The following is a 19,711-nucleotide window of genomic DNA, read 5'->3' as shown; positions in this document are numbered from 1 at the left end:
ATAGGACAGAAAGGATGAGCAGAATATGAGATTATCACAGTTATTATTGGATATGGATTATACGGTACTGCAGGGGGAGCAGGACCGCGAGATCAGTACCTTAGTATATGATTCACGTAAGGTAGAGCAGGATTCTGTATTTGTATGCATTAGCGGGGCAGTGCGCGACGGACATGATTTTGCACCGGAAGTTGCCGCAAAAGGCGCTGCGGTGTTGATCGTGGAAAAGGAAGTTACCGTTCCCGATGAGGTTACCGTGATCCGGGTGGCAGACAGCAGGTTAGCGCTTGCACAGCTTTCAGCAGCATATTTTGACCATCCTGCCAAAGAACTGACAACGATTGGAATTACCGGAACCAAGGGGAAGACAACGGCAACGTACATGGTTCGTTCGATCTTGGAGGCATCCGGTTTTAAGACCGGCTTGATCGGAACGATCGAGACGATCATTGGAGATACGGTGATCCCATCGGTGAACACAACTCCGGAATCGTACGTTGTGCAGGAATCCTTCCGCAAAATGGTGGACGCCGGATGCAAATGCGTGGTGATGGAAGTTTCTTCACAGGCGTTGATGTTACACCGTGTAAGCGGTTTTGTATTTGATTACGGTATTTTTACAAATTTGGAGCCGGATCATATCGGTCCGAATGAGCATAAGGATCTGGCAGACTATATTCATTGCAAGAGCCTTTTGTTTAAGCAGTGTAAACACGGTATATTCAATGCCGATGCACATCATCTGGATGAGGTATTGGAAGGCCATACGTGTGAAGTGGAGACATATGGATTTGGAGAAGATGCAGATCTTCGCGCATCTAATGTTCATTTGATGGATAAAGGCGGCACGCTTGGTGTTGCTTACCACATGAGTGGGGCATTGGATATGGACGTTGAGATTGATATTCCGGGCACATTTAGTGTGTATAATTCGATGACGGCGATTGCAATCTGCAGACATTTCGGAGTACAAAAAGAGACGATATTGAACTCTTTATCGCAGATCCGTGTGAAGGGGCGAGTGGAGATTCTTCCGGTTTCTTCTAAATTTACGCTTATGATCGACTACGCGCACAATGCTATGAGTCTTGAGAGTCTCTTGTCTACGCTGCGAGAGTATCATCCAAAGCGTCTGGTGTGCCTGTTTGGATGTGGTGGTAACCGTTCCAGAGAGCGACGCTTTGAAATGGGAGAGGTTTCTTCTAAGATGGCAGATCTGACGATCGTGACTTCGGACAATCCGCGTAATGAACAGCCGGAAGCAATCATTGCAGATATCGTCACCGGCGTGGAAAAAGCGGATGGAAAATACATCACGATCATTGACCGAGCCGAGGCGATCCGTTATGCGATCGAGCATGCACAAGAGGGTGATGTTATCGTTTTAGCCGGTAAAGGACATGAAGATTATCAGGAAATCTGTGGCAAGAAATACCATATGGATGAGAGAGAACTGGTGGCAGATGTTGTCAAAGACGGCAACTTCCTGCAGTGATGACAGAACCGAAAGGAATGTAGGGTTTATATGCTATTTGCAGATATTATCATCGATATATCGGTGAAAAGTCTAGACCGCCCGTTTCAATATCGTGTACCGGATCCGTTACAGGCGGACGCGGTGATCGGCGCATTGGTCGATATCCCATTTGGCAAAGGAAATCGAACAGTGCAGGGATATATTATCGGGTTGTCAGATCAGGCGAAGTTTGACATTCGCCGAACCAAAGATATTATAGCAGTTGTAAAGCAGGGCGTCGTAGCACAGTCGCACCTGCTTTCCCTTGCTTACTGGATAAAAACACATTACGGCGGTACGATGAATGATGCGATCAAGGCTGTTATGCCGGTGCGGCGTGAAATCCAGATAAAAGAGAAAAAGCGTGTCATACCGATCCCAACAAGGGAAGATCTTAGAAAGATACGCGAGGAACTGGCAGGCAAGCATCAGACGGCAAGAGTGCGGATCATAGATGCTTTGCTGCAGGCAGAAGACTATGCAGACGGGATGGATTATGATGTGCTTTGTAAGGCGCATAAGGCAACGCTATCTGTACTTCGAGCAATGCAGGACAAAGGATGGATTCGTATAGAGGTGAGCAGATCTTACCGCAATCCCTATCACACACTTCATGCGGCAGATAAAGAAGTGATATTGAATGAGCAGCAGCAAAAGGCTGTAACGCAGATCTGTGGCAATATGGATGCGGGACAGCAGCAGGTATATCTGCTGCATGGTGTTACCGGAAGCGGTAAGACAGAAGTATATATGCAATGTATCGAGCATGTCATCCGCAGCGGCAGACAGGCCATAGTGCTGATCCCGGAGATCGCACTCACGTTTCAGACAGTACAGCGCTTTTATGCGCGTTTTGGAGACAGAGTTTCGGTTATGCATTCCAGACTATCTGCGGGAGAGCGGTACGACCAGTTTGAACGTGCGCAGACGGGAGAAATCGATATTATGATCGGACCGCGATCTGCATTGTTTACGCCGTTTGAGCGACTGGGTATCATTGTTATGGATGAGGAACATGAGTCCAGCTATCAAAGTGAAAATGTTCCGAAATATCATGCAAGAGAAGTTGCCGTACAGCGTGCCAAGATGCTTGGGGCAAGCGTGTTACTCGGATCGGCGACACCATCGCTGGAAGCGTATTATCATACGACCACAGGGGAGTATACGCGCATTGAACTGACGGAGCGCGCCGGAGGGGCTTCGCTGCCTCGTGTGGAAATTGTGGATCTGCGGGAAGAACTGGCAGCAAAGAATTTCTCGATATTTAGCCGGAGTTTAACGGGTAAGATCCAAAAGAGACTGGAACGAGGCGAACAGACAATCTTATTTTTGAATCGTCGTGGATTTGCAGGCTTTGTGTCCTGCCGCAAATGTGGAGAAGTCGTTGGCTGTCCGCATTGTGCCGTGTCACTCAAACCGCACAGCAGAGCTGGCAAAGTAACGCATCTGACCTGCCATTATTGTGGCTATACGATTCCGATGCCACAGACTTGTCCATCCTGTGGATCGAAATACATTGGCACCTTTGGACTTGGCACAGAGCAGGTAGAACAGATGGCGGCAAGCAGATTTCCGGGTGCAAGAGTACTTCGCATGGATGCGGATACGACCGGAGGCAAAGAGGGACATGACCGGATCTTAAAGCAATTTGCGGCGGGAGAGGCAGACATTTTGGTAGGAACGCAGATGATCGTCAAGGGCCATGATTTTGCGAAGGTAACATTAGTTGGCATATTGGCGGCAGATCTGTCGCTTAATGTAGGAGATTACAGAGCGGCAGAACGCACTTATCAGTTGCTGGCGCAGGCGGCAGGACGGGCAGGACGTGGCGATCTTGCCGGAGAAGTTGTCCTGCAGACCTATCAGCCGGAGCATTACAGCATTACCTGCGCAGCAGATCAAAACTACGTGCAATTTTATAAGCAGGAAATTTTAATGCGTCAAATGTTGCAATATCCGCCCGTTTCCCATATACTAGGAGTATTGGTGCTTTCTAAGGATGAGGCGTTAGCGACGTCATTTGCAGATGAGTTAGCAGACATGCTTCGTGGCACAGAGGGGCTTGTACTTTTGGGACCGTCAGAGGCACCGATCGCCAAACTTCGGGATGTATATCGATATATGATATATGGAAAATCGGCGGAGTATGAGTGCTTGGTACGGGAAAAAGATCGATTAGAACAGTACATTCGGCAAAGAGGACTGTCAGAGCATTTAAGTGTTCAGTTTTCTTTTGATCATGAATAAAGGAAGGAAGAAAAAAATGGCATTAAGAACAATTCGAGTAATGGGAGATGAAATATTGACAAAGCAGTGTCGCCCGGTAAAGGAGATGACACCTAGGATTAAAACATTGATCGAGGATATGTTAGAGACGATGTATGACGCAGAGGGCGTAGGTCTTGCAGCACCTCAGGTTGGTATTTTGAAGCAGATCTGCGTGATTGATGTTACACCGGAATGTGATCATCCGATCGTATTGGTCAATCCGGAGATCATTGAACTTAGCGGAGAGCAGATCGGACAGGAAGGCTGTTTGAGTGTGCCTGGCAAAGTTGGTATTGTAAAACGCGCCAATTATGCGAAAGTAAAAGCATTGGATGAAAATATGAATGAGATCATTGTGGAAGGGGAAGAGCTGTTAGCGAGAGCCTTGCAGCATGAAATCGACCATCTTTCCGGTACGCTGTATGTCAGCAAGACGGAAAATGGGATTCAGGACGTAGAGCCGATCGAGTAAATGTATCTCATAGGATGACGATAGAGAGGCAGACTGCAGAAGACAGTGCCTGATTAGAGTGAGACAAAGGAGTGGACAAAGCATGCGTATTGTGTTTATGGGGACACCGGACTTTGCGGTTCCGACATTGGAAACTCTGATACAGAGCGAACATGAAGTAGTTGGTGTTGTGACACAGCCGGACCGACCGAAGGGAAGAAGCGGTAAGCTGCAGTTTTCTCCGGTGAAGGAAGCCGCCGTGGAGGCGCAGATTCCGGTATTTCAGCCGGAGCGCATAAAGGACGGAACGTTTTATCCGGTCTTGCAGGAACTTAACCCGGATGTGATCATCGTTGTAGCATTTGGCCAGATATTACCCAAAGAAATATTAGAACTGCCAAAATACGGATGCATGAACGTGCATGCGTCTTTGTTGCCAAAGCTTCGTGGTGCAGCACCGATCCAGTGGTCTGTTATTGACGGAGATCCGGAAAGTGGCGTAACGATCATGCAGATGGATGAGGGACTGGATACCGGAGATATGTTGATGGTTCAGAAATATACATTGGATGCCAAAGAGACCGGGGGCAGTTTGTTTGATAAATTGTCACAACTTGGCGGTCCGATGATACTAGAGGTATTGAAACAGGCAGAAGCCGGAGAACTCCATCCTGTTCCGCAGGGAGAAGAATATACGTATGCCAAGATGCTTTCCAAGGAGACGGGAAAGCTTGATTTTACCAGACCGGCGGTTGAATTAGAACGCCTGATCCGCGGACTTAATCCGTGGCCGAGTTGTTATACGGGCTTACAGGGGAAAATGCTAAAAATCTGGGATGCAGATATTGTTGATGCGGGGCAGCAGGCAGCAGAGCAGATCGAGAAAGGCCGGTGCGGTCAGATCGTATTGATTGATAAAAATCGCTTGTGGATCCAGACAGGAGATGGCTGTCTGAGTGTGCAAAGCTTGCAGCTCGCCGGCAAAAAACGAATGAATATTGCAGATTTCCTGCACGGCATGCAGATTGACTGCGGAACGATACTTGCCTGTGATTAGGCAATAGAAAGGACAGTAATACCATGGAGAAACGGCAGACGTCACAACAGAATATGAGAAATGTACGTGCTATTGCGCTGGATATTCTCCTGCAGGTGATGGAGGAAGGCAAGTATTGTGACCGGACATTACACCGTACCTTAAATAGAGAGGATACGTTGTCCAAACAACAGCGTGCGTTTCTTACCAGATTAGTAGAAGGAACTGTTGAACAGGCAATCCGTTTGGATTACATCATAGATTGTTTTTCAAAAACAAAAGTGGTCAAGATGAAACCGGTGATCCGTGAAACACTGCGTATGGCAGTATATCAGTTGTTCTATATGGATCAAGTGCCTGACAGTGCAGCCTGCAACGAAGCTGTGAAACTGGTACGTAAACGTGGTTTGAAAGGTCTTAGTGGATTTGTCAATGGCGTTCTTCGAAGTGTTATCCGTGGCAAAGATCAGATTAAATATCCGGATGCGAAAGATTTTATTTCCTACGCATCCATCAAATATTCGATGCCGGGTTGGATCATTGAATATTTTTTAGAAGAATACAGTGAAGCTGAAACAGAACAGATCCTGCAGGGGTTTATGCAGAAGGAAAGTGGTGTAACCGTGCGGTGCAATCTGAATCTGCAAAATCCGAGCGGAAATCCGGATCTTGCGGTTCCTGAGATCATAGAGTCTTTGGAGCGGCAGCAGGTAACAGTACAGCCCGGGAAATGGTTTCCGTATGCTCTTCATTTATCCGGCTTTGAGCGCGTGGATTCTATGGAGGCGTTTGCGAGAGGAAGACTGCAGGTGCAGGATGAAAGTTCGATGCTTGTTGGTGCTGTTTCCGGGATCAAACCGGGACAAGAGGTATTGGACGTTTGTGCAGCACCGGGCGGCAAATCTCTGCACGCAGCGGATTTATTGGCAGGTACCGGTGTGATCTTTTCTTGTGACTTAAGCGAGACGAAAGTGCATTTGATTCAGGAAAATATGGAGCGCGCCGGGGTAGATCATTGCGAACTGTACCGTCAGAATGCCAGGATCCTTCGTAAAGATTGGATCGATTCGGTGGATGTTTTGATCGCAGATCTGCCGTGTTCCGGACTGGGAGTCATCGGTGGCAAATGTGATATTAAATATCACACGCATCGGGAAGATATTGATGAGCTGGCATCGCTGCAGCGCGAGATCTTGCGGGTTGTCAGCCAATATGTACGGCCGGGTGGTATATTGCTATATAGTACGTGTACCGTTGCAAGAGAAGAAAATAATGATAACGTTTCGTGGATCAAAGAGACACTTCCGTTTGTGCCGGTTTCGATAGAGGAAGACCTTCCGGAATCGCTGCGAGGAAAGACCGGTAAAGAGGGATATTTGCAAGTGTTGCCGGGAAATGGATCGGATGGTTTCTTTGTGGCGAAATTTCAGCGAAAAGGAATATGACAAAGTAATTAGGAAAGAAGGAGTGGACAGATGCAGAAAGTGGATCTTAAAAGCATGACATTTGCTGAGTTGCAGCAGTTTGTGGAAGATCTTGGAGAAAAGAAATTTCGCACAACGCAGTTATATCAGTGGATGCATCAAAAAATGGTCAAAGAATTTGCGAGTATGACCAATCTGTCCGCAGCGTTTCGTGATAAATTAGGGGAGCAGGCGGCGTTAAATGGTTGTACCATGGTAAAGCGGCAGATTTCCGCAGATGGTACGAACAAGTTTTTGATGGAGCTTAGTGACGGCAATAAAGTAGAGTCAGTGTTGATGAAATATCATCATGGCAATAGCGTTTGTATATCCACTCAGGTGGGCTGCCGGATGGGATGTCGTTTTTGTGCGTCCACGGTAGGCGGCTTAAATCGCTGTCTGACAACCGGGGAAATGCTAGAGCAGATCTATGAGGTACAGCGGATCACCGGAGAACGTGTCTCTAACGTGATCCTTATGGGAATTGGAGAGCCTTTGGATAACTACGAGAATGTTGTACGTTTTATTCGAATGATTTCGGATGAACGGGGACTGCATATCAGTCAGCGAAATATAACATTGTCGACCTGCGGTCTTGTAGATGGGATCTATCGTGTGATGAAAGAAGATTTAACGATCACACTTGCAATCTCATTGCATGCGCCGAATGATGTACTGCGCCGGGAAATGATGCCGGTTGCCAATCGGTATTCGATCGCAGAGATCTTGAAAGCATGCCGGGAGTATGTGGATCACACCGGACGCCGAGTTACATTTGAATATAGCTTGGTGGATGGGACGAATGACAGTGCAGAACATGCAGAGGAGCTGGCGGCTTTGCTGCACGGTCTGAATTGCCATGTCAACCTGATTCCACTGAATCCGGTGGAAGGGCGTATGGGAGAACGATCCAAGCGTACCAAAGTATTGGAGTTTCAGAAAATATTGGAGAGCAGGCATATTACCGCAACGATCCGTAGAGAGATGGGAAGCGATATTGATGCTGCCTGTGGTCAGCTGCGCGGTAAAAATATATAATTCGTGGAAGATAAATCTCGTGTCAGTTGTGAAATAAATGGAAAAAGCGTCAGATTTTGACACTACATCACTATTATGATAAAATATGTTAGATAGTATACATGTAAGGTTGATTATAAACAAAGGAGGGGAAACTACATGAAAGCATATGCAAAGACAGATATAGGCAGCAAGAGATCTATGAATCAGGACTATATGTATTGCAATACTGAACCTGTTGGTAGTTTCCAAAATCTGTTGATCGTGGCAGATGGTATGGGCGGACATAGAGCTGGAGACTATGCGTCACGTTTATGTGTAGAGACAATGGTGCAGTCGCTGGAGAAGAGCGCTCATAAGACGCCGGTTTCCTTGTTTGAGGAAGCAGTTACAGCTGCGAACAAAGCAGTCTTTGAGGAGTCTGCGTCACACGTAGAATATGAGGGCATGGGTACCACCGTGGTAGCCTGCACATTAGAGGAAAATACACTGTATATTGCCAACATTGGGGATTCCAGATTGTACTTGATACGAGATGGGATTGAGCAGATCACGGATGATCATTCTTTGGTAGAGGAAATGGTCAAACAGGGCAATATTACAGAGAGTGAGGCAAGGATACATCCGCAGAAAAATATTATTACGAGAGCCCTTGGCATCAATGAAGAAGTCCAGGCTGACTTCTTTGAAATTGATGTAGAGCAAGGGGATGTTATCATGCTCTGCAGTGATGGCTTGTCCAATATGATTGAAGATGAAGATATGGAATACATTGTAAAGAATAGTGATACTCTGCAGACAGCGGCAGAGTCGTTAGTGGCTAGAGCTAATGAGAACGGCGGTAATGATAATATTACCGTTGTGTTAGCTGAGGTATAAGCTAAGAGGAGGTAAGGGTAGAAATGATAAGTCCAGGAATGTTATTAAGCGAGAGATATGAGATTATTGACCGCGTGGGATCCGGCGGAATGGCGGATGTATATAAAGCGAGAGATCAGAGATTAAACCGTTTCGTGGCGATCAAGATCTTAAAACCGGAATATAGTAATGATGCAAAGTTTGTCTCCAAATTTCGAGGGGAGGCGCAGTCCGTAGCGGGATTGTCACATCCGAATGTTGTAAATGTGTATGATGTTGGTGAAGATGACGATCTGTATTACATCGTTATGGAGCTTGTGGAGGGTATTACGCTTAAGCGCTTTATTGAAAAGAAAGGTCGTCTCGATGTCAAGGAGGCGATAGGGATCGGTGTGCAGATCGCACAGGGTATGCAGGCTGCACATGATAACAGCATTATTCACCGTGATATTAAACCACAGAATATCATTATTTCCAAAGAGGGCAAAGTAAAAGTTACAGACTTTGGAATCGCTAAGGCAGCAACGTCAAATACAATCACATCTAATGCAATGGGATCTGTGCATTATATCAGTCCGGAGCAGGCAAGAGGTGGTTACAGCGACGAAAAGAGTGATATCTATTCTCTTGGTGTAACAATGTATGAGATGCTGTCAGGCAAAGTACCTTTTGAAGGAGACAGCACGGTGACTGTTGCACTTGCACATATTCAGGAAGAGGCAACACCGTTAGATAAAATTGATCCGGAAATTCCGCACAGCTTATCCAAGATTGTGATGAAGTGTATGCAGAAGAAGCCGGATATGCGTTATATGACAGCTTCTGCATTGATCGCAGATCTGAAGAGAGCGTTAATAGAGCCGGATGGGGATTATGTTGTGATCTCCGATGTTGTCGACGATTCGCCGACAATCATTATGGACAAAAATGAAGTGGATCAGTTGAAAAAGAGTGCTATTTTAGCAGAAAAAGACCGTACAGTTCAGCCGGAAAATGAAGAGGAAGAATCGGACGATGATGCCATTGATCCTAAATTAGAGCGTATTTTGAAAATCTGCAGCGGTGTTGTTGCGGTGATCATTGTATTAGTTGTTATTTTGCTGATCGGCAAAGTGGCCGGTTGGTGGGGTGGCGGTTCCAACAAGAAACCAACGCCGACTTCGACAGCAGATGCAAGTGCAGATCCACAGTCTTCTGCGGCTGCTTTAGGTAAAGTGGCAGTACCGGATCTCGTGAATCATACACTTGAAGAAGCAGAGCAGATGCTTGACGAGGCAGGATTAAAATATCAGCTTAAGCCGGTAGAGTCTGAGGAGGATGCTAATACCGTGACGGATCAAGAACCGAAATCCGGCGAAGAGGTAGAAGAAGGAACGAGAGTTACTATTTATTACAGTCAGGAATCCAGTGGAATTACGATTCCGGATGTAACAAATAAATCCTTAGAAGACGCAACATCTCAATTAGAGAGCAGCAATTTGACCGTTAAGGGAACCACAGAGAAATATAGTGATATCGTAGCCAAAGGAAAGGTATGTGGTACCGATCCTGTTGTGGGTTCCAGTGTAGCCAAAGGAACAGCAGTTACTTTGATCATCAGTAAGGGACCGGAAAATGATATGGTACGTGTTCCAAATCTCGTGAAGAAATCATTAGAGGTTGCGAGAGAACGATTAGCAGATGTAGGATTGGAAGCTCCGGATGAGCCGACTTATGTATATAGTGATACAGTACAGAAGGGATATGTGGTCAGCCAGTCTAAGAAGTCCGGTACCAAGGTTGAAGTTGGGACGGTGATTGAATTTACCGTCAGCTTAGGATCTAAGAATAAGGCAACTGAGAAACCGGCTGCGACACCGACGACAGAGCCGAAGTACAAATATACAGGTTCTTTGACGATTTCTGCCAATCCGTTTGACTACGAAGATGAAGCTCCGGCATCCATCAAATTAGTCTTAGAGCAGGATGGTAAATCTAAAACTGCCTGGTCAGGAACTTTGAGTTATTCTGATTTCCCGCGTAAGTTTTCGGTTGAGGGATACAGTGATAACAATGGTAAGATTACGTTGTATAAAGATGGCGTAGAAGTAGGTGGCCCATACAATGTAGAGTTTAAGAAGGAAAGGCAGTAATGCAGGGAAAGATCATTCGAGGTGTAGGCGGATTTTATTATGTACACGTTCCAAGCATTGGTCTGTTGGAATGCAAGGCAAAGGGTGCGTTTCGCAACCGAAGGGTCAAACCTTTGGTTGGAGACAATGTAGATGTAACAATACTGGACGAGGCGAATGCGCTGGGGAATATTGAGGAGATACTGCCTAGACATTCGGAGTTGATACGCCCGGCAGTTGCTAATGTCGATCAGGCGATTGTTATTTTTGCAGCATCCTATCCAAAACCAAATATCAATTTGCTGGATCGTTTTCTGCTGATGATGCAGTGGCAGGATGTACCTGTTAGCGTATGCTTTAATAAATTGGACACCGCAGATGATGGCTTTATAGAAGAATACACCAATGTTTATAAAGACAGTGGTGCATCGCTCTTTTTTACCAGTACCTACGATGGGAAGGGGCTAGAAGAGCTGCATCAAAGTTTGATTGGGAAGACAACAGTGCTTGCCGGACCATCCGGTGTTGGAAAATCTTCTGTAATGAATGCACTTTTTCCAGAAGCAGATATGGCAATTGGGGAGATTAGTACCAAAATTAAGCGAGGGAAACACACAACGAGACATTCGGAACTGTTTTCGCTGCCAGATCAAACGTATGTGATGGATACACCGGGATTTACTTCGCTTCTTTTGCCGGAATTGGAAAAAGAAGAATTAAGGGAATATTATCAGGAGTTTAGACCATATGCATTGCAATGCCGTTTCCTTGGCTGTGCTCACATCAACGAACCGGATTGTGGGGTCAAGGAGGCATTGGCTCAGGGGAAAATGTCGAGTAGCCGATATGAGAATTATAAACTATTTTATGAAGAACTCAAAAATCGGAAACGCTATTAGATATGATAGGAAGATGCATTCATAGACTCGTCTATGAAAGAATGGAGAAGAAATATGAAACAGTTGGCACCGTCAATCTTGTCGGCAGATTTTATCTGTCTGGGAGAGCAATTGAAACAATTGCAAAAGCTTTGCATACATTACCTTCATATTGATGTGATGGATGGAATGTTTGTACCATCTATTTCTTTTGGTATGCCGGTGATTGCGTCATTGCGGAAACATACAGACATGTTTTTTGACGTGCATCTGATGATAGAGGAACCGATCCGTTATGTCAACGCCTTGCGTCAGGCTGGAGCGGATGGGTTAACTGTGCATGCGGAAGCGTGCGCTGATTTGCCGGGGACGATTGCGGCCATTCGGGAAAGTGGTGCGAAGCCGGCAGTGTGCTTGAGTCCAAAAACACCGTTAAGCAAGTTAGATGGTATTTTGGATCAAGTTGATATGGTGCTTATAATGGGGGTAGAGCCTGGTTTTGGGGGTCAGACTCTGATTTGGGAGACCTTGGAAAAAGTGAAACAGCTGCACAAGATTCGCAAAGAACAAGGATTGTTCTTCAAAATAGAGATTGATGGCGGCGTGACAAAGGAAAATGCACGCGCTGTTGCTGCATGCGGTGTGGATATTGTCGTGGCTGGAACCGCTGTTTTTCGTGGGGATATCGAGGAGAACATTCATGTTTTGCAAGAAGAAATCAACACGGAGGGACAAAATGCTTCTTGAGAATATTCCATTAGGAAGAACATTAGAAATTTATATTGATCGTGAAGGTTATCGTTATCGGTTAGTCAGTAAAGTAGAGGAGGCCAAATCAAATCAGGTATGTGTTAGTTTGATCGCATCCAATGGAAGAGCTTTTCAGTTTCATGCGGAGGATGATATATGCATTGTATATCGCGATGCAGACAGACTGTGGGAATGGACAAAAGTGAAGGCAGGCATTGCGAAGTTGGACGGAGAGCCGGTGCATATATTTCAGATTAACGATAAGGGTCATTCTTACAATCGACGCAATGCATATCGCGTCCAGATTGGCGAAGAAACATTAATTGGCTACTATGATGTGTCAGGAGCACCTCGCAGATTATCAGAACCACCAAGCCCTGCAGATGAACAAGAAAATGCAGATGTTATCGAGGAGATAGAACCAGAGATCGTGCGTGGTGTGATCAAAGATGTTAGTGAAAGCGGAGTGGGGTTATACTCTGACTTTGAGTTTCAATTGGAAGATGGCATGTTTTTCGATATTCCATCACCTTATGGTATGCTGCATTGCAGAGCAGAGGTCGTGCGTCGTGACGAGCTACGTGCCACCAATCATAAATTTAACTTTTATTATGGATGTGAGATGACGATGACAGATCGTAAGTTAATGAAATACATCTATGATATACAGAGAGATATTTTGAAGAAAACCAGAGGGCAGTAGTATACTGTCCTTTTTTGGGGACAGCAATCCTATAAGATGTAACGGGATAAGATGTATGCAGTGCTATTTTTGGGACAGCAATCTTATAAAGTGTAATGGGATAAGATGTATGCAGTGCTATTTTTGGGACAGCAATCTTATAAGGTGTAATGGGATAAGATGTTTGCAGTGCCGTTTTTGGGACAGCAACTACTTTCTGTAAGAGAAGAGAGGGGATAAGTATAATGCTTGGCAAAACAATATTATTTAGCGGCGGAAAGTATGATATTGCATTTATAAAACAATATTTGGTCGACATGTCTTTTGATACGGTAGCATGTGCAGATTCCGGTTTGGAAGCGGCACACGCAGTAGGAGTTAATGTGGATTATATTATGGGGGATTTTGACAGTGTATTGCAAGAGACACTGGCAGAGTATCGATCTGCGGATAAGGCTGCAAAGTTTGTACAGTATCCTAAGGCAAAAGACTATACGGACACGCAGATGGTATTGGAATGGATATTGTCGGAAGGGGCATCAGAAATCACTATTCTGGGTGCTACCGGGGGACGATTGGATCATTTTCTATCCAATCTAAATATTTTGATGAAACCACTTAAGCAGGGAATCCCGGCGTATATTGTAGATTCGCATAATCGGTTATACTTGATTGACGGAGAGACAACCTTACACAGAGAGCAGGTATTTGGTAAATATATTTCCTTGCAGCCGCTCTCCGAAGAAGTGTATCCGGTGACTTTGACAGGATTTCAATATGGACTGAAAGATTATACGCTTACATATGGTGATGGACGTGCGATCAGCAATGAGTTTGCACCAGAAGCGCAGACGGCAACGATCTCGTTTACACATGGGGAATTGATCGTGATCGAATCTAGGGATTAGAGCGCAATCAGATAGGGGTTGCTTGCATTATGTTGTGTGCTATAATGATCGCAGTAGTTGTAAACTTGATGCATATGACTTAGATAACAGAAATGAGGGGCTGTATGAATCGAAAGGTAGAGTTATCGGAAGAAAATTATGACTTGTTAGATGAAGCGATACACCAATTGTGTGAGCAGGGACGTTTGTTGGAGGAGCAGAATGCGATGCAGCATGGAAGTACATCGGTCTATGAGCATAGTGTTAACGTTGCCTATAAGAGCCTTCTGTTGGCAGAAAATTTTCGTCTGCCAGTTGATAAACAATCATTAGTGCGAGGGGCCTTGCTGCACGATTATTTTTTATATGACTGGCATGAAAAGGATGGCGGACATCGGCTGCATGGATTTCGACATCCGGCGTTCGCACTTTATAATGCAAGCAAAGATTTTTCGCTGAATAGGAAAGAGAGAAATATTATTGCGAGACATATGTTCCCATTGACGGTGTTGCCGCCACGATGTCTAGAGGCGTGGATTGTCTGCTTTGTGGATAAATACTGTGCGTTTTCCGAGACTATGGGGGATAGCAGAATACAATGGGAGCGATAGGGCAAGATAGAACGATAGAAAATAACGGAGGCTGGTGACAGAATGAAAGAGAACAATTTAATAAATAAGACTGCGTACTTTCATTTGCCCGGATTGTTTGAATTTTATGAATTATATCGCCTGTTTTTATCGCTGTTTTATGAACACAGGGAGTATTTTTATAACTGGTGTGAAATCGGCTCTATTTATGGTGCACCTGTCGATTGCCTTTGGGGTGGAGGAAGAACTTCGTTTGGTGCGGAAGATCCGGAAGAAGTGCTAGCATTATTGCGTCGATATGGAATATCAGGTCGTTTAACTTTTAGTAATTCCCTACTACGAAAAGAACACCTGTCGGATGAAACATGTAATGCCCTTTGTGCATTATTTGCTGAAAATAAAGGCGTGCAAAATGGCATTATCATTCATTCAGATTTGTTGTTAGAATATTTACAAGAAAACTATCCGGAGCTTTATTTTGTATCTTCAACGACAAAGGTATTGACGGATTTCGAGCAATTTGTGAGCGAAGTAAAGCGGGATGATTTTCGCTATGTCGTGCCGGATTTTCGTTTCAATAAACAGTTTGATAAGTTACAGACATTATCCAAATCAGAGAAAGATAAAGTGGAATTTTTGTGCAACGAGTGCTGCTCGTTTGCCTGCAAAGATAGGAAGCTTTGTTATGAAGCGGTCAGCCGCAAAAATTTAGGACAAAGCGGCTGCGGGTATCGTTGCACAGCCAATGATCTGGAAGAAGGGTACCGTTTTTCGAAAGCGATGAAAAATCCGGGCTTTATTGGCGTTACTGATATACAAGAAAAGTATTTGCCGATGGGATTTACCAATTTTAAGATTGAGGGACGGGGACTCGGCAGTGCATTGATCTTAGAATTTTTGCTTTATTACCTGACAAAGCCGGAATATCAGCTAGTGGTTCGTGAAAAGATTTATTTGGACAATATGCTGGATTTATTTTAAATGTAACCATAATGCGGGAAGAGACATTATTATATTGCTAGGAATGCAGCGTAAAATTGAATGTCAGAAAGTTTATACCGTTAGGACTGTAGCGTAGGATCAAGTGGGAAGAAAGTTTGACAATCTGGTTAGTATATGCTAACTTGAATAAGGCGTAAATGATGAATGTCAGACAGGCATACATCAAAATATGGAACGAGTCTTTGCAAGTGGCATAGGAGAAATTGTGATGAAAAAGCTGTTTTTTGAAATTGAACGAGATGGTTTCTATGGAACTTATTATGAAAATCCCACAGGATCTGATTGTACGGTCATTGGTTTATTTGGAGATGATCCAAATGATTACATGGCAAAGTGTGGGGCAAAATGGTTACATAAAAATGGAGTGAATGCTTTGTGCGTATCTCCCGGTAAGAAAAATTATAGTCATGTCAATAACCCGTTAGAAAGAATCGAGACAGCGATCAAATGGCTGCAGGCTAACGGCAATCGCAAAGTTGGCATTATGGGAATGAGCACGGCGGGGATGGATTCGCTGGTCGCAGCTTCTTATTTCCCGGATATTACCTTGACCTTTGCGCTTACAGCCAGTGATTTTGTATGGCAGGGATTTGAGCAGGGAAATAAAGATGGCTGCAAAGAATGGCCGATTCCAGGGAAATCTACCATTTCATGGAAAGGAGAGCCACTGCCTTACATGCCGTTTGTGTATGAACATCCGGTGTACTGGCAGAAGATTGAAAAGGAGACAAAAGGCTCCGGTGATATCGAGCGAAGCACCTGTTTGTTTATTGATTCCGAGAAAGCAAGAGAGCATACGGAAGAGGAAATGATCAAGGTCGAGAATATTAAAGGAAAACTTTTTCTTGTGGGTGCGGAGGATGATTCTTTCTGGGAAGCAGGAAAATATATCCGCCGCATGGACCAACGATTAAAAGAGCGACCTCATACTTGTGAATATGTACCGCTTGTGTATGAGCACGGAACTCATTTTGTATTGCCGGAATCCATGCTCCGTACGGCATTGCCTGTAGGACTAAAATTTGTGCTGCGGTTTATTTTTAGAGCAGCCAAAGAATATCCGAAGGAGTGTGAGGCAACGAGAAAAGATATTGACAAAAAGCTTTCTGCGGCATTAAAAGAATGGCGGGCAGAGTAGTTTTTTAGAAGCTTGACAGAGACGTGTAGCATATATTTTATTGAATTATAGGTGATAAGGTGAATACTATGAAAGGTTGTTTTTTTGATGTATTCATTATAAAATAATTATAATGTGAGATGGAGACAGACAATTAGTTTAATAATAGAGTTTGGGGGATGATGCTATGACATTGCAGGAAATTCTTGTCGGCGAATCTAAGAATGTAGAGTTCAAAGAAAAATTGCCGGAACGAAGCATTAATTATATGAAGTCGGTCATTGCTTTTGCAAATGGAATGGGCGGAAAAATTATATTTGGGATTGCAGATAAAACCAGAGAAGTAGTGGGAGTTCCGAAAGATGAAGTGTTTGGGATGATGGATGCTATTGCAAACGCTGTGTCAGATAGCTGCGAGCCAGCGATTATTCCAGATATTACTTTACAAACAATGGAAAATAAGACGGTCATTGTAGTTGAAATTTCAGCAGGAAGACAGCGCCCTTATTACATTAAGACATTGGGAAAAGAGGGGGGAGTGTACGTTCGTGTTGCAGGAACCACCCGGCTTGCAGATGATTATATGATTAAGGAATTGATGTTTGAGGGGAGCAATCGCCATTTTGATCAAACTTTATGTATGGGATTAAGCATTACAGATGATGATATTGATTCTCTCTGTCAATCTATGAAGGAACAGGCGGTCAAAAATGCAAATAATGAAGTTCAGAAAGAATCTGTGAAAGAGGTGGGAAGACAGCAGCTGCGTTCTTGGGGAATTCTTATAGAGCGTGATGGCAAAGATTATCCAACAAATGCCTATGCAATTTTAACAGGGGCAGGTGCATTTCATACTGCAACACAGTGTGGTGTGTTTAAGGGGTCGACGAAAGAGGTTTTTGTGGATCGACGGGAGTATGATGGCCCAATTTGGGAGCAAATAGAGCAGGCTTTTCAATATGTTCTTCGAAATATTCATTTGGGAGCGAATATTGTCGGAATATATCGACAAGATGTTTATGAAATTCCGCCAGATGCTATTCGTGAGTTGATCATCAATGCGGCTGTGCATCGAAGTTATTTGGATCATGGGAATATTCAGGTCGCAATCTACGATGATCGGTTAGAAATTACTTCTCCAGGCAAGCTTCCAATGGGGCAGACTTTGGAGCGAATGAAGGAGGGATATTCACAAATAAGAAATGAGGCGCTTGCAAGTGCGTTTTCATATATGAACTTGATTGAACATTGGGGGAGTGGAATACCAAGAATTATTGGAAAGGTAAAAGCAGCAGGACTGAGAGAGCCAGTGTTTATTGGTGGAGAAGTAGATTTGCGGATCAATATTTATCGAAATAATAGTAACAGTCCAGATAATAGTAGTTATCCCGATTGTGTGAGAGATCAGTCGGTGCTATACAATGAAATATCAGAGGAATGCCGGAGAACCGCCGGAGAACCGCCGGAGAACCGCCGGAAAACCGCCGGAGAATTGCCGAGAGGTGAGCAGGAACAAAAGATTTACCGATACGTTTTGGAAAATGCATATATCACAAGGGCACAAGTTATGACACTTCTTGATTTGAAACAACGTCGGGCTAGAGAGATTTTGTTCAATATGATAGAGGATGGTTGGTTAAGAAAGGAGGGCGCTTCAAGAAGTACGATTTACGTGCTTAATACAACAGAAAAGTAACTTTAGTATTAACATAAAGGTAAGGGCAGTCGATTCAGCAATTATGTAAAATGAAAAATGAGAGTTTCCATAGAAAAAAGCTATGGGAAACTCTCTTTTTTAGTATTATGCAAAGATTCCTATGTTGCCTATAATAGCTTTGTATATATGATGCAATGAAAGGAGAACAAGATGAGTAATTTGAAAACACCTTTTAGATACGATTATGTCGGAAGTTTTTTGAGACCTGCAAAGTTAAAGAAAGCAAGAGCAGATTATGAGGACGGAACAATCAGTGCAGAACAGTTGAAGAGCGTAGAAGATGAGTGCATTATACAACTTGTCAACAAAATAAAAGGGCTTGGATATCATGTGATCACAGATGGAGAGTTCAGAAGAGCAACATGGCATTTGGATTTTATGTGGGGATTTCAAGGGATCGAACATAAAAAAACAGTAGATGGAAATACCACGTTTGATGCGGAAGCTGCCATGATTGACGATACCTATATGGTTGGAAAAATTTCCGTAAAGAATCACCCATTTGTTGAACATTTTAAATTTGTAAAGGCACTGGAAGATGAAAATACCGTTGCCAAACAGACAATACCATCTCCGGGACAGTTTTATGCTTATTTTACCGGAACACAGCTTTTGGAAGACATTTTGAAAATATACGGCACAGAGGAAGCATTTGCTGAGGATGTCATTAAGGCTTACGGTGAGTTTATCAAGGAACTTTATGAGGCTGGCTGCCGAAATCTGCAGTTTGATGACTGCGTATGGGGTGGCATGGTAAACCCAGAGTTAGCGGTTGAACTTACGGGCAGAAAAGGAGAGGCGTTAGAGAAATATAAGAGAATCATCCTAAAACTTAATAATGATGTTGTGGCAGAAGCACCACAGGATCTTACGATTAATACACATGTGTGTCGTGGTAATTATCACTCAACATTTTTTAGTTCAGGTGCATATGATGGTGTGGCGGATCTGTTATTTGGGGAAGAAAATGTCAATGCCTATTACCTCGAATTTGATGATGAGAGGTCCGGTGGATTTGGGCCGCTTGCAAAAATATCAGGGGACAAAAAAGTGGTTTTGGGACTCATTACCACCAAGAAACCTGATCTGGAAAATAAAAAAGAAATCGTAGAGAGAATCAAGCAGGCTGCGCAATACATTCCATTGGACCGTTTATATCTAAGTCCACAGTGCGGATTTGCATCATGTGAGATTGGAAACAAACTCACAGAGGAAGAACAGTGGGCAAAGCTTAAGCTGGTAAAAGAAATTGCAGAAGAAGTTTGGAAATAGCAAAAAGTGGGCTGTGATATCGTATCACAGCCCGTTTAAGAAGAATGGCTTATTTAAATGTCCATTTTCTTTTGAAACAGATTAGCGATTATCCGT

General features: G+C 44.0%; 17 protein-coding genes. All 17 read left to right on the top strand.

The features are described from left to right. The first annotated feature begins 25 nt into the window (after window positions 1-25). The 17 genes from ACSAJE_RS04820 (at window position 26) to ACSAJE_RS04740 (ending at window position 19,615) form a co-directional block, all read left to right on the top strand. Window positions 26-1,495 carry a UDP-N-acetylmuramoyl-L-alanyl-D-glutamate--2,6-diaminopimelate ligase gene (locus tag ACSAJE_RS04820; RefSeq protein WP_118507469.1) on the top strand — a complete coding sequence of 490 codons (1,470 nt, stop codon included), beginning with the start codon at window positions 26-28 and terminating at the stop codon, window positions 1,493-1,495. Between the two features lie 30 nt (window positions 1,496-1,525). After that, on the top strand, window positions 1,526-3,763 hold the full coding sequence (priA, locus tag ACSAJE_RS04815; RefSeq protein WP_458009821.1) for a replication restart helicase PriA: 2,238 nt from the start codon (window positions 1,526-1,528) through the stop codon (window positions 3,761-3,763). Window positions 3,764-3,779: 16 nt separating this feature from the next. Continuing rightward, window positions 3,780-4,256, top strand: coding sequence for a peptide deformylase (def, locus tag ACSAJE_RS04810; protein ID WP_022024709.1), 477 nt, complete (start codon window positions 3,780-3,782; stop codon window positions 4,254-4,256). An 82-nt stretch (window positions 4,257-4,338) separates the two neighbouring features. After that, the gene (gene fmt / locus ACSAJE_RS04805; protein ID WP_458009820.1) at window positions 4,339-5,292 is read left to right on the top strand and encodes a methionyl-tRNA formyltransferase; all 954 of its coding nucleotides are present in this window, start codon (window positions 4,339-4,341) and stop codon (window positions 5,290-5,292) included. A 23-nt stretch (window positions 5,293-5,315) separates the two neighbouring features. Then, entirely contained in the window at window positions 5,316-6,716 is a 1,401-nt protein-coding gene (rsmB, locus tag ACSAJE_RS04800; protein WP_458009819.1) for a 16S rRNA (cytosine(967)-C(5))-methyltransferase RsmB, read from the top strand. 30 nt (window positions 6,717-6,746) lie between these two features. Beyond that, window positions 6,747-7,772: a 23S rRNA (adenine(2503)-C(2))-methyltransferase RlmN gene (gene rlmN / locus ACSAJE_RS04795; RefSeq protein WP_458009818.1), complete on the top strand. Its 1,026-nt coding sequence runs from the start codon at window positions 6,747-6,749 to the stop codon at window positions 7,770-7,772. Window positions 7,773-7,910: 138 nt separating this feature from the next. Continuing rightward, a complete protein-coding gene (locus ACSAJE_RS04790; RefSeq protein WP_022024713.1) occupies window positions 7,911-8,630 on the top strand; it encodes a Stp1/IreP family PP2C-type Ser/Thr phosphatase in 720 nt (239 codons plus the stop codon). 23 nt (window positions 8,631-8,653) lie between these two features. Next, the gene (pknB, locus tag ACSAJE_RS04785; RefSeq protein ID WP_458009817.1) at window positions 8,654-10,741 is read left to right on the top strand and encodes a Stk1 family PASTA domain-containing Ser/Thr kinase; all 2,088 of its coding nucleotides are present in this window, start codon (window positions 8,654-8,656) and stop codon (window positions 10,739-10,741) included. Continuing rightward, entirely contained in the window at window positions 10,741-11,619 is an 879-nt protein-coding gene (gene rsgA, locus ACSAJE_RS04780) for a ribosome small subunit-dependent GTPase A (RefSeq protein ID WP_022024808.1), read from the top strand. Before pknB ends, rsgA begins: the two co-directional genes overlap by 1 nt. 54 nt (window positions 11,620-11,673) lie before the next feature. After that, window positions 11,674-12,345: a ribulose-phosphate 3-epimerase gene (rpe, locus tag ACSAJE_RS04775; RefSeq protein WP_022024809.1), complete on the top strand. Its 672-nt coding sequence runs from the start codon at window positions 11,674-11,676 to the stop codon at window positions 12,343-12,345. Further along, window positions 12,335-13,051, top strand: coding sequence for a PilZ domain-containing protein (locus ACSAJE_RS04770; RefSeq protein WP_458009816.1), 717 nt, complete (start codon window positions 12,335-12,337; stop codon window positions 13,049-13,051). The genes rpe and ACSAJE_RS04770 overlap by 11 nt, the downstream gene beginning before the upstream one ends. A gap of 224 nt (window positions 13,052-13,275) precedes the next feature. Continuing rightward, a complete protein-coding gene (locus ACSAJE_RS04765; RefSeq protein ID WP_458009815.1) occupies window positions 13,276-13,938 on the top strand; it encodes a thiamine diphosphokinase in 663 nt (220 codons plus the stop codon). 104 nt (window positions 13,939-14,042) lie between these two features. Continuing rightward, complete coding sequence (locus ACSAJE_RS04760) at window positions 14,043-14,528, top strand: HD domain-containing protein (protein ID WP_458009814.1); 486 nt, start codon at window positions 14,043-14,045, stop codon at window positions 14,526-14,528. 42 nt (window positions 14,529-14,570) lie between these two features. Continuing rightward, window positions 14,571-15,488, top strand: a complete 918-nt coding sequence (locus tag ACSAJE_RS04755; protein WP_458009813.1) for a hypothetical protein — start codon at window positions 14,571-14,573, stop codon at window positions 15,486-15,488. 229 nt (window positions 15,489-15,717) lie between these two features. Next, the gene (locus ACSAJE_RS04750; RefSeq protein WP_458009812.1) at window positions 15,718-16,647 is read left to right on the top strand and encodes an acyl-CoA thioester hydrolase/BAAT C-terminal domain-containing protein; all 930 of its coding nucleotides are present in this window, start codon (window positions 15,718-15,720) and stop codon (window positions 16,645-16,647) included. A 166-nt stretch (window positions 16,648-16,813) separates the two neighbouring features. Further along, a complete protein-coding gene (locus ACSAJE_RS04745) occupies window positions 16,814-18,322 on the top strand; it encodes an ATP-binding protein (protein WP_458009811.1) in 1,509 nt (502 codons plus the stop codon). Window positions 18,323-18,493: 171 nt separating this feature from the next. Beyond that, the gene (locus ACSAJE_RS04740; RefSeq protein ID WP_458009810.1) at window positions 18,494-19,615 is read left to right on the top strand and encodes a 5-methyltetrahydropteroyltriglutamate--homocysteine S-methyltransferase; all 1,122 of its coding nucleotides are present in this window, start codon (window positions 18,494-18,496) and stop codon (window positions 19,613-19,615) included. The last annotated feature ends 96 nt before the right edge of the window (window positions 19,616-19,711 follow it).

This window comes from Jutongia sp. SJQ-6 (assembly GCF_054161275.1).
Note: the sequence above shows the minus strand (reverse complement) of the source record. Positions and strands in the feature narration are given on the sequence as shown.

Coding starts and splice junctions, on each gene's coding strand:
- ACSAJE_RS04820 (WP_118507469.1), top strand. CDS start 26: ATGAGATTATCACAGTTATTATTGGATATGGATTATACGGTACTGCAG.
- pknB (WP_458009817.1), top strand. CDS start 8,654: ATGATAAGTCCAGGAATGTTATTAAGCGAGAGATATGAGATTATTGAC.
- ACSAJE_RS04790 (WP_022024713.1), top strand. CDS start 7,911: ATGAAAGCATATGCAAAGACAGATATAGGCAGCAAGAGATCTATGAAT.
- ACSAJE_RS04760 (WP_458009814.1), top strand. CDS start 14,043: ATGAATCGAAAGGTAGAGTTATCGGAAGAAAATTATGACTTGTTAGAT.
- ACSAJE_RS04740 (WP_458009810.1), top strand. CDS start 18,494: ATGAGTAATTTGAAAACACCTTTTAGATACGATTATGTCGGAAGTTTT.
- ACSAJE_RS04755 (WP_458009813.1), top strand. CDS start 14,571: ATGAAAGAGAACAATTTAATAAATAAGACTGCGTACTTTCATTTGCCC.
- ACSAJE_RS04750 (WP_458009812.1), top strand. CDS start 15,718: ATGAAAAAGCTGTTTTTTGAAATTGAACGAGATGGTTTCTATGGAACT.
- def (WP_022024709.1), top strand. CDS start 3,780: ATGGCATTAAGAACAATTCGAGTAATGGGAGATGAAATATTGACAAAG.
- rsmB (WP_458009819.1), top strand. CDS start 5,316: ATGGAGAAACGGCAGACGTCACAACAGAATATGAGAAATGTACGTGCT.
- ACSAJE_RS04770 (WP_458009816.1), top strand. CDS start 12,335: ATGCTTCTTGAGAATATTCCATTAGGAAGAACATTAGAAATTTATATT.
- rpe (WP_022024809.1), top strand. CDS start 11,674: ATGAAACAGTTGGCACCGTCAATCTTGTCGGCAGATTTTATCTGTCTG.
- rsgA (WP_022024808.1), top strand. CDS start 10,741: ATGCAGGGAAAGATCATTCGAGGTGTAGGCGGATTTTATTATGTACAC.
- fmt (WP_458009820.1), top strand. CDS start 4,339: ATGCGTATTGTGTTTATGGGGACACCGGACTTTGCGGTTCCGACATTG.
- priA (WP_458009821.1), top strand. CDS start 1,526: ATGCTATTTGCAGATATTATCATCGATATATCGGTGAAAAGTCTAGAC.
- rlmN (WP_458009818.1), top strand. CDS start 6,747: ATGCAGAAAGTGGATCTTAAAAGCATGACATTTGCTGAGTTGCAGCAG.
- ACSAJE_RS04745 (WP_458009811.1), top strand. CDS start 16,814: ATGACATTGCAGGAAATTCTTGTCGGCGAATCTAAGAATGTAGAGTTC.
- ACSAJE_RS04765 (WP_458009815.1), top strand. CDS start 13,276: ATGCTTGGCAAAACAATATTATTTAGCGGCGGAAAGTATGATATTGCA.